At 65.6% G+C, this 14,691-nt stretch carries 13 protein-coding genes; 7 read left to right on the forward strand and 6 right to left on the reverse strand.

Going from position 1 to position 14,691, the window contains the following annotated elements; translation table 11 throughout:
• Positions 1–4 precede the first annotated feature (4 nt).
• Genes nuoJ through nuoN form a run of 5 tightly spaced genes read left to right on the forward strand, consistent with a single transcriptional unit; the run spans position 5 to position 5,691 of the window.
• Complete coding sequence (gene nuoJ, locus IB261_RS16315) at positions 5–505, forward strand: NADH-quinone oxidoreductase subunit J (protein WP_017517115.1); 501 nt, start codon at positions 5–7, stop codon at positions 503–505.
• A 4-nt stretch (positions 506–509) separates the two neighbouring features.
• The gene (nuoK, locus tag IB261_RS16320; RefSeq protein ID WP_017517116.1) at positions 510–818 is read left to right on the forward strand and encodes an NADH-quinone oxidoreductase subunit NuoK; all 309 of its coding nucleotides are present in this window, start codon (positions 510–512) and stop codon (positions 816–818) included.
• A complete protein-coding gene (gene nuoL, locus IB261_RS16325) occupies positions 815–2,662 on the forward strand; it encodes an NADH-quinone oxidoreductase subunit L (protein ID WP_192382586.1) in 1,848 nt (615 codons plus the stop codon). Before nuoK ends, nuoL begins: the two co-directional genes overlap by 4 nt.
• Before the next feature lie 28 nt (positions 2,663–2,690).
• Entirely contained in the window at positions 2,691–4,220 is a 1,530-nt protein-coding gene (gene nuoM, locus IB261_RS16330; protein WP_081520494.1) for an NADH-quinone oxidoreductase subunit M, read from the forward strand.
• A gap of 7 nt (positions 4,221–4,227) precedes the next feature.
• Positions 4,228–5,691: an NADH-quinone oxidoreductase subunit NuoN gene (gene nuoN / locus IB261_RS16335; RefSeq protein ID WP_081520495.1), complete on the forward strand. Its 1,464-nt coding sequence runs from the start codon at positions 4,228–4,230 to the stop codon at positions 5,689–5,691.
• A gap of 100 nt (positions 5,692–5,791) precedes the next feature.
• Here the strand turns inward: nuoN and IB261_RS16340 are convergent, their stop codons facing one another.
• Together IB261_RS16340 and IB261_RS16345 are read right to left on the reverse strand one after the other, a co-directional pair.
• On the reverse strand, positions 5,792–6,859 hold the full coding sequence (locus IB261_RS16340) for an AI-2E family transporter (RefSeq protein WP_081520570.1): 1,068 nt from the start codon (positions 6,857–6,859) through the stop codon (positions 5,792–5,794).
• A gap of 92 nt (positions 6,860–6,951) precedes the next feature.
• Positions 6,952–8,271 (reverse strand): Na+/H+ antiporter family protein, encoded by a 1,320-nt coding sequence (locus IB261_RS16345; protein ID WP_081520496.1) that lies wholly within the window; start codon positions 8,269–8,271, stop codon positions 6,952–6,954.
• Positions 8,272–8,563: 292 nt separating this feature from the next.
• Here IB261_RS16345 and IB261_RS16350 point away from each other — a divergent pair, with 292 nt between their 5' ends.
• Positions 8,564–10,708: a methyl-accepting chemotaxis protein gene (locus IB261_RS16350; protein WP_192382587.1), complete on the forward strand. Its 2,145-nt coding sequence runs from the start codon at positions 8,564–8,566 to the stop codon at positions 10,706–10,708.
• Positions 10,709–10,824: 116 nt separating this feature from the next.
• Here IB261_RS16350 and IB261_RS16355 read toward each other — a convergent pair whose 3' ends face one another.
• The 4 genes from IB261_RS16355 to IB261_RS16370 are packed head-to-tail and all read right to left on the reverse strand — an operon-like array spanning position 10,825 to position 13,437.
• Positions 10,825–12,144, reverse strand: a complete 1,320-nt coding sequence (locus tag IB261_RS16355) for an ATP-binding protein (RefSeq protein ID WP_167523195.1) — start codon at positions 12,142–12,144, stop codon at positions 10,825–10,827.
• The gene (locus IB261_RS16360) at positions 12,141–12,815 is read right to left on the reverse strand and encodes a response regulator transcription factor (RefSeq protein WP_081520498.1); all 675 of its coding nucleotides are present in this window, start codon (positions 12,813–12,815) and stop codon (positions 12,141–12,143) included. The genes IB261_RS16355 and IB261_RS16360 overlap by 4 nt, the downstream gene beginning before the upstream one ends.
• Positions 12,815–13,129: a PepSY domain-containing protein gene (locus tag IB261_RS16365; RefSeq protein WP_081520499.1), complete on the reverse strand. Its 315-nt coding sequence runs from the start codon at positions 13,127–13,129 to the stop codon at positions 12,815–12,817. Before IB261_RS16365 ends, IB261_RS16360 begins: the two co-directional genes overlap by 1 nt.
• Positions 13,129–13,437 (reverse strand): PepSY domain-containing protein, encoded by a 309-nt coding sequence (locus tag IB261_RS16370; protein ID WP_081520500.1) that lies wholly within the window; start codon positions 13,435–13,437, stop codon positions 13,129–13,131. The genes IB261_RS16365 and IB261_RS16370 overlap by 1 nt, the downstream gene beginning before the upstream one ends.
• A 147-nt stretch (positions 13,438–13,584) precedes the next feature.
• Here IB261_RS16370 and IB261_RS16375 point away from each other — a divergent pair, with 147 nt between their 5' ends.
• Positions 13,585–14,667, forward strand: coding sequence for a patatin-like phospholipase family protein (locus IB261_RS16375; RefSeq protein WP_192382588.1), 1,083 nt, complete (start codon positions 13,585–13,587; stop codon positions 14,665–14,667).
• Positions 14,668–14,691: the final 24 nt, after the last annotated feature.

Raw genomic sequence — 14,691 nt, forward strand, 5'->3', positions numbered from 1 at the left:
TCGCGTGGAATTCGCTTTCTACTTCGCCGCCGGCGTCGCCGTGCTGGCAACCTTCCGGGTCATCACCAACAGCAATCCGGTGCATGCCCTGCTCTACCTCATCATCTCGCTGCTCGCAGTCTCGATGACCTTCTTCAGCCTCGGCGCCCCGTTCGCCGGTGCCCTGGAAATCATCGTCTACGCCGGCGCGATCATGGTGCTGTTCGTCTTCGTGGTCATGATGCTCAACCTTGGCCCGGCGATTGCCGAGCAGGAGCGCAAGTGGCTCAAGCCCGGCGTCTGGATCGGCCCCGGCGCCCTGGCTGCCGTGCTGCTGGTCGAACTGCTGTGGATGCTCTCGCGCACTCCGAGCGGCATCGGCATCGGCCACACCACCGTGGACGCCAAGGCCGTGGGCATCAGCCTGTTCGGCCCGTACCTGCTGGTCGTCGAACTGGCCTCGATGCTGCTGCTGGCGGCACTGGTCGCCGCCTACCACCTCGGCCGCCACGAAGCGAAGGACTAACACCATGAATGCAATCCCTCTCGAACACGGACTGGCGCTCGCCGGTGTGCTGTTCTGCTTCGGCCTGGTGGGCCTGATGGTACGACGCAACATCCTGTTCGTACTGATGAGCCTGGAAGTGATGATGAACGCCGCCGCTCTGGCCTTCGTGGTCGGTGGCGCCCGCTGGGGCCAGCCTGACGGCCAGGTGATGTTCATCCTGGTGCTCAGCCTGGCTGCGGCCGAGGCCAGCATTGGCCTGGCGATCCTGCTCCAGCTGTATCGCCGCTTCCATACCCTCGATATCGACGCTGCCAGCGAGATGCGCGGATGAACCTGCTGCCCCTTACTTTCCTGTTCCCCCTGGTCGGCTTCCTGCTGCTCTCGTTCTCCCGTGGCAAGTGGTCGGAAAATCTCTCGGCACTGGTGGGTGTCGGCTCCGTGGGCCTCGCGGCCCTCTCCGCCTTCTGGGCGATCTGGAGCTTCCACAGCAACCCGCCCGAAGGTGGCGCCTACAGCCTGGTGCTGTGGCAATGGATGAGCGTTGGCGACTTCAAGACCAACTTCACCCTGTACCTGGACGGCCTGTCGGTCACCATGCTCGGCGTGGTCACCGGCGTCGGCTTCCTGATCCACCTGTTCGCCTCCTGGTACATGCGCGGTGAAACCGGCTACTCGCGTTTCTTCGCGTACACCAACCTGTTCATCGCCAGCATGCTGTTCCTGGTGCTGGGCGATAACCTGCTGTTCATGTACTTCGGCTGGGAAGGCGTGGGCCTCTGCTCCTACCTGCTGATCGGTTTCTATTACAACCACGTACCCAACGGCAACGCAGCGCTGAAGGCCTTCATCGTGACCCGCGTGGGTGACGTGTTCTTCGCCATCGGCATGTTCATCCTGTTCCAGCACCTGGGCACGCTGAACATCCAGGAGCTGCTGGTCCTGGCTCCGCAGCACTTCGCCAAGGGCGACCTGTGGATCAACCTGGCTGCCCTGATGCTGCTCGGCGGCGCCGTCGGCAAATCCGCCCAGCTGCCGCTGCAGACCTGGCTGGCGGACGCGATGGCCGGCCCGACGCCGGTCTCCGCACTGATCCACGCCGCCACCATGGTGACCGCGGGCGTCTACCTGGTCGCGCGCTGCCACGGCCTGTTCGAACTGGCTCCGAATGTCCTCGAGCTGGTGGGTATCATCGGCGCCGTGACCCTGGTCCTGGCCGGCTTCGCCGCCCTGGTGCAGACCGACATCAAGCGTATCCTCGCCTACTCGACCATGAGCCAGATCGGCTACATGTTCCTGGCCCTTGGCGTTGGCGCCTGGGGTGGCGCGATCTTCCACCTGATGACCCACGCCTTCTTCAAGGCCCTGCTGTTCCTTGCTTCGGGTGCGGTGATCGTCGCCTGCCACCACGAGCAGAACATCTTCAAGATGGGTGGTCTGTGGAAGAAACTGCCGCTGGCCTACGCGAGTTTCGTGGTCGGTGGTGCGGCCCTGTCCGCCCTGCCCTTCCTGACCGCCGGCTTCTACTCCAAGGACGAGATCCTCTGGGAAGCCTTCGCCAGCGGTCACCAGAACCTGCTGATCGCAGGGCTGGTCGGTGCGTTCATGACCTCGCTGTACACCTTCCGCCTGATCTTCATCGCCTTCCACGGTGAAGCGAAGACCGAAGCGCACGCCGGCCATGGCGTCAGCCACTGGCTGCCGCTGGGTGTCCTGATCGTGCTCTCCACCTTCATCGGCGCGCTGATCACTCCGCCGCTGGCCGGCGTCCTGCCGGAAAGCGCCGGTCACGCCGGTGGTGAAGCCAAGCACAGCCTGGAAATCGCCTCGGGCGCCATCGCCATCGCCGGTATCCTGCTGGCGGGCCTGCTGTTCCTCGGCAAGCGCCGCTTCGTCACTGCCGTCGCCCAGAGCGCACCGGGCCGCTTCTTCGGTACCTGGTGGCTGCATGCCTGGGGCTTCGACTGGCTGTACGACAAGCTGTTCGTGAAACCCTATCTGCTGATCTGCCGCCTGCTGGCCGCGGACCCGATCGACAAGACCCTGGTCCTGGTCCCGCTCACCGCCCGCGGTGGTCACAAACTCCTCAGCCTCACCGAGAACGGCCGCCTGCGTTGGTACGCCGCTTCCCTGGTGGGTGGCGCCGCGCTGCTCCTCGGCGCGCTGCTGCTGGCTTAATGAATTCACGAAAGAGATTGAGCCCGACATGATTCTGCCCTGGCTAATCCTGATCCCCTTCATCGGCGGCTTCCTTTGCTGGATCGCCGAGTACACCAGCAAGACCCTGCCCCGCTGGGTCGCCCTGGGATCGATGGTCCTCACCCTGGCGCTGAGCCTGTGGGTGTGGCACACCGGTGACTTCCAGCTCGCCCCGGCGCCCGGTGGCGAGCCGCAATGGACCCTGCAGTTCCAGGTGCCCTGGATCGAGCGCTTCGGCATCAGCGTGCACCTGGCAATGGACGGCCTGTCCCTGCTGATGGTCGCGCTGACCGGCCTGCTCGGCGTGCTGTCCGTCCTCTGCTCGTGGAACGAGATCCAGCGTCGCATCGGCTTCTTCCACCTGAACCTGCTGTGGATCCTGGGCGGTGTGATCGGCGTGTTCCTGGCCGTCGACCTGTTCCTGTTCTTCTTCTTCTGGGAAATGATGCTGGTGCCGATGTACTTCCTCATCGCGCTCTGGGGTCATAGTTCGGACGATGGCAAGAAGACCCGCATCTACGCCGCCACCAAGTTCTTCATCTTCACCCAGGCCAGCGGCCTGGTGATGCTGGTGGCGATCCTGGGCCTGGTGTTCGTGCACTACAACAGCACCGGCGTCCTGACCTTCAACTACGCCGACCTGCTGAAGACCCAGTTGCCGCCGCACACCGAATGGCTGCTGATGCTCGGCTTCTTCGTCGCCTTCGCGGTGAAGATGCCGGTCGTGCCGGTACACTCCTGGCTGCCGGACGCCCACGCCCAGGCGCCGACCGCCGGTTCCGTGGACCTGGCCGGCATCCTGCTGAAGACCGCCGCCTACGGCCTGATCCGCTTCGCCCTGCCGCTGTTCCCCAACGCCTCGGCCGAGTTCGCCCCGATTGCCATGACCCTGGGTCTGATCGGCATCTTCTACGGCGCCTTCCTGTCGTTCGCACAGACCGACATCAAGCGCCTGGTGGCCTACTCCTCTGTGTCGCACATGGGCTTCGTGATGATCGGCATCTACTCCGGCAGCCCCCAGGCGCTGCAGGGTGTCGTCGTGCAGATGATCGCCCACGGCCTCTCTGCTGCCGCGCTGTTCATCCTGTGTGGCCAGCTGTACGAGCGCCTGCACACCCGTGACATGCGCAAGATGGGCGGCCTGTGGTCGCGCATCCCGTACCTGCCGGCCGTGGCCCTGTTCTTCGCCACCGCATCGCTGGGTCTGCCGGGCACCGGCAACTTCGTCGGCGAATTCCTGATCCTGCTGGGTAGCTTCAAGGTCGTTCCGGTGATCACCGTGATTGCCACCTTCGGCCTGGTGTTCGGTTCGGTCTACTCGCTGATCATGATCCACCGCGCCTACTTCGGCCCGGCCAAGTCCGACACCGCCATCGCCGGTCTGAACTTCCGCGAGCTCTCCATGGTGCTCGGCCTGGCGGTGCTGCTGATCGTGCTCGGCGTCTACCCGCAGCCGGTCCTCGACACCTCCGCGGCAACCATGCACGGCGTCCAGCAATGGCTGGGTGCCGCCCTCTCCACTCTGGCAGCACGGTAAGCGCGAAATGACCTTCACGATTCAACACTTCATCGCGCTCCTGCCACTGCTCATCACCAGCGCCACCCTGGTGGTGGTGATGCTCGCGGTAGCCTGGAAGCGTAACCACTCGATGGCCGCCACCCTCTCGGTGATCGGTCTGAACCTGGCCCTGCTGTCGATCATCCCGGTGCTGAAAGTCACCCCGATCGAAGTCACGCCGCTCATGGTGGTCGACAACTTCGCCTGCTTCTACATGGCCCTGATCCTCATCGGCGCCCTGGCCTGCACTACCCTCGCCCACGCCTACATGGAAAGCTTCCCGGGCAACCGCGAGGAACTGTACCTGCTGCTCCTGCTTTCCACCGCAGGCGGCCTGGTACTGGTCAGCGCGCAGAACCTGGCCGGTTTGTTCATCGGTCTGGAGCTGCTGTCGGTTCCGGTCTACGGCATGGTGGCCTACGCCTTCTTCAACAAGCGCACCCTGGAAGCGGGCATCAAGTACACCGTACTGTCCGCCGCCGGCTCCGCGTTCCTGCTGTTCGGCATGGCCCTGCTCTACGCCGAGTCCGGCAACCTGGGCTTCTCCGCCATCGGTGCCTCGCTGGCCGAAGGCACCAGCCACGGTCCGCTGCTGGCCATCGGCGTCGGCATGATGGTCGTCGGCCTGGGCTTCAAGCTGTCCCTGGCGCCGTTCCACCTGTGGACCCCGGACGTCTACGAAGGCGCGCCGGCTCCGGTCGCCACCTTCCTGGCCACCACCGCCAAGGTCGCTGTGTTCGCCGTGCTGCTGCGCCTGTTCCAGATCGCTCCGGCGGCCCTGAACAACGGCCTGCTGCATGACGCCATCGCAGTAATCGCCGTCGCCTCGATCCTGATCGGCAACCTGCTGGCGCTGACCCAGAGCAACATCAAGCGCCTGCTGGGCTACTCGTCCATCGCCCACTTCGGCTACCTGCTGATCGCCCTGGTGGCGAGCAAGGGTCTGGCCGTGGAAGCGGTCGGCGTCTACCTGACCACTTACGTCGTCACCACCCTGGGCGCCTTCGGCGTGGTCACCCTGATGTCCACCCCGTACAGCGGCCGCGACGCCGACGCGCTGTTCGAATACCGCGGCCTGTTCTGGCGCCGTCCGGTGCTGACCGCGGTAATGACCGTGATGATGCTGTCCCTGGCCGGCATCCCGCTGACCGCCGGCTTCATCGGCAAGTTCTACATCGTCGCCACCGGTGTCGAGTCCCAGCACTGGTGGCTGGTCGGCGCCCTGGTACTGGGCAGCGCCATCGGCCTGTTCTACTACCTGCGCGTCATGGTGACCATGTTCCTGGTCGAGCCGAACATGAAGCGCCACGACGCGCCCCTGGACTGGGCCCAGCGCGCCGGCGGCATCATGCTGGTAGCCATCGCCCTGCTCGCCTTCTTCCTCGGCGTCTACCCGCAACCGCTGCTGGACATCCTCCAGCACAGCGGCCTGGTAGCCATCGCCGGCTAAGGTCGACAGGCAACAAAAAACCCCGCTTCGGCGGGGTTTTTCATTCGGCGGATTTATTGCCGTGAGGCGTTGCGGCTTTTCGTAGGATGGGTGCTCTGCCCTACTCTGCCGGCTTGGCTGCTTCGCCTTCACGACCGGTGAACAGATCCCACGAGGCCATGAACAGCGCCGCGATCAGCGGGCCGATGACGAAGCCGTTGAGGCCGAACAGCGACATGCCGCCGAGGGTGGAGATCAACACCACGTAGTCGGGCATCTTGGTGTCCTTGCCCACCAGGATAGGGCGCAGGATGTTGTCCACCAGGCCGATCACCACCACGCAGAACAGCGTCAGCACCACGCCCTGCCAGATCGCTCCGGTGAGCAGGAAGTAAGCCGCCACCGGCACCCAGATCAGCCCCGCGCCAATTGCCGGCAGCAGCGAGAGGAAGGCCATCAGCGTGCCCCAGAGCAACGAGCCCTGGATGCCTAGGAACCAGAAGATCAGCCCGCCCAGCGCGCCCTGGGTCGCAGCGACGGCGATGTTGCCTTTCACCGTGGCGCGGATCACCGTGGTGAACTTGGCGAACAGGTGCTGCTTGTGCTCCACGCTCAGCGGCACCGCCTGCTTGATGCGACGTCCCAGCGTCGGGCCATCGCGCAGGAGGAAGAACAGCAGGTACAGCATGATGCCGAAGCTGATGACGAATTCGAAGGTGTTCTGGCCGATGCTGAAGGCCTTGGTGGCCACCAGCTGGCTGGCCTGCATCGCGCCTGCCGAGAGCTTTTCCTGCAGGCTGGAGAGGTCCGCCAGGTCGAAGCGCTCCAGCAGCTGATGCGCCCAGCCCGGCAGCGCAGCGACTGCCTGCTGGTAGTAGGCGATGAAGTTCAGCTCACCGGACTTCAGCCGCTGGTAGACGGTCGCCCCCTCCTGCACCAGCGCGCCGGCGATGAAGGTCACCGGCAGGATCACGATCAGGAAGCAAACGGCGAGGGAAAGCAGCGCGGCGAGGTTGTTGCGCCCATTGAGCTTCACCCGCAGGCGGCGCTGCAGCGGCGCGAAGATGATCGCCAGGATGGTGCCCCAGAAGACCGCCCCGTAGAACGGCAGCAGGATCCAGCCGAAGGCGAGCGTCACCACCAGCAGCAGGGCGAGGAACGTCCGGTATTCCAGTTTCGATTCGAACATGAGCGGGTCCATGGATGGATAAACCTGCTCATTAGTCAGCAGTTGCCCCGCCAAGTGCAACTTTCAGCGCGCGTTCCGTGCGCGCGAGCGCTCTAGAGCACCATTGCGGCCACCCAGCCGAATACCAGCAGCGGCAGGTTGTAGTGCAGAAAGGTCGGCACCACGGTGTCCCAGATATGGTTGTGCTGACCGTCCACGTTCAGGCCCGAGGTCGGGCCGAGGGTGGAGTCCGACGCTGGCGAGCCCGCATCGCCCAATGCGCCCGCAGTCCCCACGATGCTGACGATGGCCAGCGGACTGAAGCCCAGGTGCACCGCCAGCGGCACGAAGATCGCTGCAATGATCGGCACCGTGGAGAACGACGAACCGATGCCCATGGTCACCAGCAGGCCCACCAGCAGCATCATGAAGGCGCCCAGCGCCTTGCTGCTGCCGATCCAGCCGGCGGCGCTGTCCACCAGGCTGGCGACCTGCCCGGTGGCAGTCATCACCGCGGCGAAGCCCTGGGCGGCGATCATGATGAAGCCGATCATCGCCATCATCTTCATGCCCTCGGTGAACAGGTCGTCCGCTTCCTTCCAGCGCACCACGCCGGACAGCGAGAACACCAGGAAGCCCACCAGCGCGCCGAGGATCATCGAGTCCAGCAGCAGCTGCACGGCAAAGGCCGCCGCGACGGCAACGCCCGCCACGACCAGGCTCATCCTGCTGTAAGGGGTATCGACCCGCTCGGCCTGCTCGATGCGTTCCAGGTCGTAGTCACGTTTGCGGCGGTAGCTGAACAGCACCGCGATCAGCAGGCCGCAGACCATGCCCAGAGCCGGAATCAGCATGGCGTGAGTGACGTTGATGCCCTGCACGTCGACGCCCGCTCGGGCCACGTTGGCCAGCAGGATCTGGTTCAGGAAGATGTTGCCAAAACCCACCGGCAGGAACATGTAGGGGGTGATCAGGCCGAAGGTGATGACACAGGCGATCAGCCGGCGGTCGATCTGCAGGCGCGTCAGCACATAGAGCAGTGGCGGCACCAGCAGCGGGATGAAGGCGATGTGGATCGGCAGGATGTTCTGCGAGGAGATCGCCACCACCAGCAGCAGGCCGACCATCATCCACTTGAAGCCATTGGAGCCGTTCACCTCGTGGCGACCGAGCATCGCCAGGGCGCGATCGGCCAGCGCGTGCGCCATTCCGGAGCGCGCGATGGCCACGGCAAAGGCGCCGAGCATGGCGTAGGACAGCGCCACCGTCGCACCGGCACCCAGGCCTTCGTTGAAGGCCTTCAGCGTGCCGTCCATGCCCAGGCCGCCCAGCAAACCACCGGCCACCGCGCCGGCGATCAATGCGACCACCACATGCACGCGACACAGGCTCAGGACCAGCATCAGGCCAATGGCGATCAGCACCGCATTCATCTTCACCACTCCTCTCGCGGATCGCCGCGCCTGGGCGCGGGCAAAAGGCGCGCACTCTGCCAAACCCCTGGCGGGGTGTCAAAACCCGTGTCGAATCAAGACGTTTCCAGAGTCGCCAGGCGTGAATTTCACCGCCGCTTGCACGCTTTTTGCCTGAAAGTCGCCGCCCGTCGTCAGGGCACGCCAGAATCGCCTGTTTTCCCGCGTTTCGCCCCGTCACGGGTCAAGAAGATTCGGGAAAGGCCGATATATCAGGCATCCCAGCGCTTAGTTCAAACAAGGATTCCCCTCCATGCTGCTGCGCCGTCTCTCCATCCAGTGGAAGATCACGTTGCTTGCCGGGCTGTGTCTGCTCGGCGTCGTCTCGCTGCTCTCCGGCCTGTCCGTCTACCGCACGCAAACCAGCACCGCGCTGGTCAAGCAATCGAGCACCGAAATGCTCGATGAAGCGGCCAAGGCCCGCCTGCAATCGCGCGGCGAAGTCCAGGCCATGCGTATCCAGCGCTACATCATGGATGCCTACCAGTACGGCAAGGGCTTCTCGCGGCAGGTACTGTTCCTGCGCGACCAGGCGCAGAAGCGCTTCCTCGATGCCTATGACCTGCGCGAAGACCTGACCCGCCAGGTGAAGACCGCGCTGGAAGGCAACCCGGAACTGCTGGGCCTCTATGTCGCCTTCGAACCCGATGCGCTGGACGGCAAGGACAAGCTCTTCGCCGGCCAGGGCGAGCTGGGCAGTAACGACGCGGGCCGTTTCTCCATCTACTGGTCGCAGGCCACCCCGGGCCACCTGGAATCCGAAGCCATGGCCGAGTCGCTGCTGCAGGACACCAGCCCAGGCCCGAGCGGCAGCGCCTACAACGCCTGGTTCACCTGCCCCAAGACCACCGGCCAACCCTGCGTACTCGACCCGTACTTCGACGACGTCGGCAACAAGCGCATGCTGATGACCAGCATCGCCTTCCCGCTGGAACTGGACGGCAAGGTCATCGGCGTCATGGGCCTGGACATCAGCATGGAGAAGCTGCAGGAAATCAGCGTCGAGGGCAGCCAGGAGCTGTACGACGGCCAGGGTCGCGTCAGCATCGTCAGCGCCGCCGGCCTGCTCGCCGGGCACAGCGCGGATGCCTCCAAACTGAGCAAGAACCTCAAGGAGGTCTACCCCAACCAGGGCGCCGACCTGCTGCAGGCCATCGCCGCCAACCATGAGCAGGTATTCCGTCAGGACGATCAACTGCGCGTGGTCGAGCCGCTGCAACCGATCCCCGGCTCCAAGCCCTGGGGCGTGCTGCTGGAGGTCCCGCAAAATGTCCTGCTCGGCCCGGCCATCGAGTTGCAGAACGAACTGGACAACCAGCGCGTGCAGGGCACCGTCTCGCAACTCGGCTTCGGTTTGATCGCCATCCTGATCGGCCTGTTCGCCATGTGGCTCACCGCCCGCGGCGTGACCCGGCCGATCCTCAACGTCGCCGCCATGCTGCGCAACATTGCCAGCGGCGAAGGCGACCTGACCAAACGCCTGGACTACAGCGGCAAGGACGAGCTGGGTGAACTGGCCGGCTGGTTCAACCGCTTCCTCGACAAGCTGCAGCCGATCATCCGTGACGTGAAATCCTCGGTGCAGGACGCCCGCGCCACTGCCGACCAATCCTCGGAAATCGCCAGCCAGACCAGCGCCGGCATGCAGCAGCAGTTCCGCGAAGTCGATCAGGTCGCCACAGCCTCCCAGGAAATGAGCGCCACCGCCCATGACGTCGCCAACAGCGCCGCCATGGCCGCCGATGCCGCCCGTGGCGCCGACGGCGCGACCCGCGACGGCCTCAGCGTGATCGACAACACCACCCGCCTGATCGACGAATTGGCCAGCGACATGAGCAGCGCCATGAGCCAGGTGGAAGGGCTGGCGGCGAGCAGCGAGCAGATCGGCTCGGTGCTGGAAGTCATCCGCGGCATCGCCGAGCAGACCAACCTGCTGGCGCTCAATGCCGCCATCGAAGCGGCCCGCGCCGGTGAGGCCGGGCGCGGCTTCGCGGTGGTCGCCGACGAGGTGCGCAACCTCGCCAAGCGCACCCAGGACTCGGTGGAGGAAATCCGCCAGGTCATCGAAGGCCTGCAGAACGGTACCCGCGAGGTAGTCGGCGCCATGAACAACAGCCACCGCCAGGCGCAGGACAGCGTGAACCAGGTCGAACAGGCCGTGGCCGCGCTGAAGCGCATTGGCGACGCCGTGGGTGTGATTACCGACATGAACCTGCAGATCGCCAGCGCCGCCGAGGAACAGAGCGCGGTGGCCGAGGAGATCAACCGCAACGTGGCGGGCATCCGTGACGTCACCGAATCGCTGTCCAGCCAGGCGCAGGAATCGGCGCAGGTCAGCCAGTCGCTGAACAAGCTGGCGAACCATCAGCAGGGGTTGATGGATCAGTTCCGCGTCTGAGCCCCGCAGCAGGATCGGTCGCGGGCATGGCCCGCTCCTACAGGTGAACGCCGAGTCATACCGGACCTTGTAGGAGCGGGCCATGCCCGCGATCCGCCGGCAAGACCGGCGTCAGGTCAGACCGTGCGGCGCGGCAGCTCCACCACCACCCGCAACCCGCCCAGCTCGCTGCTTTCCAGGGTCAGGCCACCACCGCAGGCCGCCGCGATATCCCGCGCGATACCCAAGCCCAGGCCGTGCCCGGCCACCTGCTCATCCAGCCGCGTGCCACGCTCCAGCACGCTGTCACGCTGGTCCTCGGCAATGCCGGGGCCATCGTCATCAACGCTCAACCGGTAGGCATCGGCGCCCTTCTCAACCGTCAGGCGAACCTGGGCATCGGCCCATTTGCAGGCGTTATCCAGCAGGTTGCCGAGCATCTCCAGCAGGTCCTCCCGGTCATACGGCAGGCGCGTCGCGGGCGGCGCCTGCCAGTCGATGGCGAGGTGGTCGCCATGGATGAGCTTGAGCATGTCGCACAGGCTTGGCAGCTCCGCATCGCAATCGAAGTGGGCGCCGGGCAATGCCTCGCCCACCAGCCGCGCGCGTCCCAGCTCGCGGGCCAGGCGCTGCTCGATCTGCTCCAGCTGCTCCTGCAACACACGCCGTAGCTCGGGGTGCTCGCGCAGCTCCTCGCGGTCGGCCAGGCTGATCAGCACGGCCAGCGGCGTCTTCAAGGCATGGCCGAGATTGCCCAGCGCATTGCGTGAGCGGCGCAAGGTGTCCTCGGTGTGCTGCAGCAGATGGTTGGTCTGCTCCACCAGCGGCTCCAGCTCGCGCGGTACCTGGCGATCCAGCTGGCTGCGCTGACCCTCCTGCAACTGCGCGATCTGCTGGCGCACGCGCTCCAGCGGGCGCAGCGCGCGGCGCACGGCGAAGCTCTGGAACACCAGGATCAGCAGCAACGCCAGCGCGCCGGCCCCCAGGCCGATATTGCGCAGGCGGTTGAAGCTCTTGAGGACGGGTGTGTAATCCTGCGCGACGACAATGTTGAGCTTCTTGCCGTAACGCTTGTAGTCACCGCGGAAGACCAGCAGGCGCTGACCCTCCGGGCCTTTTTCCAGCTTGCTGGCCAGGCCCTTGTGCGACGGCAGCTTCAGCTCGTTGTCCCACAGCGAGCGCGAACGCCAGGTCTGGTCATCGAAGCGGATCACGAAGTAGCGCCCGGAGAACAGCCGCTCATAGGTGGCGTCGACCCGCTGTCCGTCCAGCTGCAGCCCTGCCGGGCCACGGGTGATGCCCACCAGCAGGCTTTCCGCCTCGTCCTGCAGGCCGTTCACCAGGTAACGGCGCAAACCCTGGTCGAACAACCAGAGACCCGCCTGGGCCAACGCCAGGCCGACCACCACCAGCACCACGCCAAGCCCGAGTCCGAGCCGGCGCTGGATCGACATCAACGGCCGACTCCGTTGCCGGTGAAGCGGTAGCCCTGGCCCCGGCGGGTTTCGATGATCTCGCGGCCGAGCTTGCGCCGCAGGTGGTTGATATGCACCTCGATGACGTTGGAATCGCGCTCGGTCTCGCCGTCATACAGGTGCTCGGCCAGGTGCGATTTCGATAGCAACTGGCCGGGGTGCAGCATGAAATAGCGCAACAGACGGAACTCGGCGGACGTCAGGTCGACCTCCTTGCCGCCCTGCTGCACGCACTGGCGCGACTCGTCGAGGCTCAGGCCGGCGACTTCCAGCTGGCTCTGGTTGGCCAACCCACGGGCACGACGCAGCAGTGCCTGGATGCGCAGCAACAGTTCCTCGGGATGGAACGGCTTGGTCAGGTAATCGTCGGCACCGGCCTTCAGGCCATCGATGCGCTCAGCCCAGGAGCCGCGGGCGGTGAGGATCAGCACCGGAATCGAAAGCCCCATGCCGCGCCACTCCTGCAGCACTTCCAGGCCGGGACGGCCCGGCAGGCCGAGGTCGAGGATCACCAGGTCGTAGGGCTCGCTGGCACCCTGCACGGCGGCGTCGCGGCCGTCGGCCAGCCAGTCCACCGCATAGCCCTGGCGGGTCAGGGTCGCCAGCAGCTCATCGGCCAGGGGTACGTGGTCTTCCACCAGCAGCAGGCGCATCAGTCGTCTTCCTTATCCTTGAGGATGCGGCCGTCGCGGGCATCCAGTTCCAGTTCGCGCACCACGCCTTCGGTGGTCAGCAGTTCCACCTCGTAGATGTAGGTGTCGTGCTCCTTCTCCAGCTCGGCTTCGAGCAGGCGCGAGCCGGGGTAGCGGCTCAGCGCGGCGGGGAGGATTTCCTCGAAGGGGCGGATCACCCCTTCCTTGCTCAGGCGCAGGGCTTCGTCCTGGCTCAGGTCATGGGCCTGCGCGACGCCAGCAATGGCGGCAAGCGCCAGGCCGAGCAGCGCCACGCGCGGCAGAACGGTCTTCATCAGTCATCCTGGTGATCGGTGAGGACTTCGCCGGTGACCGCATCCAGTTCGACATCCCACTTCACGCCCTGGGCGTCCTTGAGGTCGACCTTGTAGAGATAGCGGCCATGTTCCAGCTCGAGCTCGCTATCGTACACCGAACCACCGACATGCTTGGCCAGCGCAGTGCGGTTGAGCTCCTCGAAGTTGCGGATGGTGCCGGCATCGCGCAGGCGCAGCGCCTCGTCCGGGCCGATGTCGTGGGCCGTGGCAGCGCCCGCACCCAGCAGCAGGGCGGAGAGCGCGGTCAGGATCAGCAGCCATTTCATGAGCGTACCTCGTCAGAATCTTCTTATCTCCAGACTAAGGCGAAGGACTTAATTCAAGCTGAATCGGCAAGGATCATTCACCTGGTGAAGTATCCTTGCTCCCTGCGTACAGGCTCTATAATCGCGGCCTGCCAAAGCGAGGCCCGCATGACCGCCATCCAGATCAAGACCCCCGCCCTCACCCTCAAGGCCGGAAGCCGCGCGCTCCAGCGCATCCGCGAACAGGGGCTGGCCCCTGCCGATGTAGGCATCCTCCCCGGCGCCGCTGGCGGCCCGAAGGCGCTGGGCATCCAGGGCCTGGACCTCGCCCTGTTCGGTGAATGGCTGCCGCGCGCACCGCGTGAGCGCTCGCTGATCGGCGCCTCCATCGGTTCCTGGCGCTTCGCCAGCGCCTGCCTGCCCGACCCGGCCGCCGGCATCCGCCGCCTCGGCGAGCTCTACACCCAGCAACGTTTCGCCCGCAACGCGAGCATCAGCGACGTATCGAAAAGCTGCGCGAAGATGCTCGACGACCTGCTCGATGGCCACGATGCCAGCGTGCTGGACAACCCCTGGTACCGCCTCAACGTCGTGGTGGTGAAGAGCCACGGTCGCCTCGCGCAGGACGGCAAGGCCAACCTCGGCCTGGGCCTGGGCGCGGTGATCCGCGACAACCTGGTCGGCCGCCGCCACCTGCACCGGCACTTCGAGCGTCTGATCATCCACGACGCCCGCCGCGCACCACCGCTGGAGGCGCTGTCGGACTTCCCCTCGCGCTACCTGCACCTGGACCTGGCCAACCTGCGCCATGCCCTGCTCGCCTCCGGCTCCATTCCCATGGTCATGGAAGGCGTGCGCGACATCCCCGGCGCCGGCCCCGGCACCTACCGCGACGGCGGGCTGCTGGACTACCACCTGGACCTGCCCTACCAACCCGAGGGCGTGGTGCTCTACCCGCACTTCACCGACAAGGTCATCCCCGGCTGGTTCGACAAGGGCCTGCCCTGGCGCCGCGGCGACGCCGGCCGCCTGCAGGACGTGCTGCTGCTGGCGCCGTCGAAGGACTACCTGGCACTCCTGCCGCACAACAAGCTGCCGGACCGCAAGGACTTCCACCGCTACCTGGGCGACGACGCGGGCCGCGAGCGCTACTGGCGCAAGGCAATGGATGAAAGCCGGCGGATGGGTGACGAGTTCCTTGAACTGGTAGACAACGGGCGCCTCGGCGAACGGCTGCAGCCGCTGACATAATCAGCGGCTTCACGCCTACAGCAA

The organism is Pseudomonas sp. PDM20, from assembly GCF_014852575.3.
Lineage (GTDB): Bacteria > Pseudomonadota > Gammaproteobacteria > Pseudomonadales > Pseudomonadaceae > Pseudomonas.

Bases quoted from the DNA above. Each gene is read 5' to 3' on its own strand.
- nuoK (WP_017517116.1), top strand. From the start codon at position 510: ATGAATGCAATCCCTCTCGAACACGGACTGGCGCTCGCCGGTGTGCTG.
- nuoL (WP_192382586.1), top strand. From the start codon at position 815: ATGAACCTGCTGCCCCTTACTTTCCTGTTCCCCCTGGTCGGCTTCCTG.
- nuoM (WP_081520494.1), top strand. From the start codon at position 2,691: ATGATTCTGCCCTGGCTAATCCTGATCCCCTTCATCGGCGGCTTCCTT.
- nuoN (WP_081520495.1), top strand. From the start codon at position 4,228: ATGACCTTCACGATTCAACACTTCATCGCGCTCCTGCCACTGCTCATC.
- IB261_RS16340 (WP_081520570.1), bottom strand. From the start codon at position 6,859: ATGTTCGAATCGAAACTGGAATACCGGACGTTCCTCGCCCTGCTGCTG.
- IB261_RS16345 (WP_081520496.1), bottom strand. From the start codon at position 8,271: ATGAATGCGGTGCTGATCGCCATTGGCCTGATGCTGGTCCTGAGCCTG.
- IB261_RS16350 (WP_192382587.1), top strand. From the start codon at position 8,564: ATGCTGCTGCGCCGTCTCTCCATCCAGTGGAAGATCACGTTGCTTGCC.
- IB261_RS16360 (WP_081520498.1), bottom strand. From the start codon at position 12,815: ATGCGCCTGCTGCTGGTGGAAGACCACGTACCCCTGGCCGATGAGCTG.
- IB261_RS16365 (WP_081520499.1), bottom strand. From the start codon at position 13,129: ATGAAGACCGTTCTGCCGCGCGTGGCGCTGCTCGGCCTGGCGCTTGCC.
- IB261_RS16370 (WP_081520500.1), bottom strand. From the start codon at position 13,437: ATGAAATGGCTGCTGATCCTGACCGCGCTCTCCGCCCTGCTGCTGGGT.
- IB261_RS16375 (WP_192382588.1), top strand. From the start codon at position 13,585: ATGACCGCCATCCAGATCAAGACCCCCGCCCTCACCCTCAAGGCCGGA.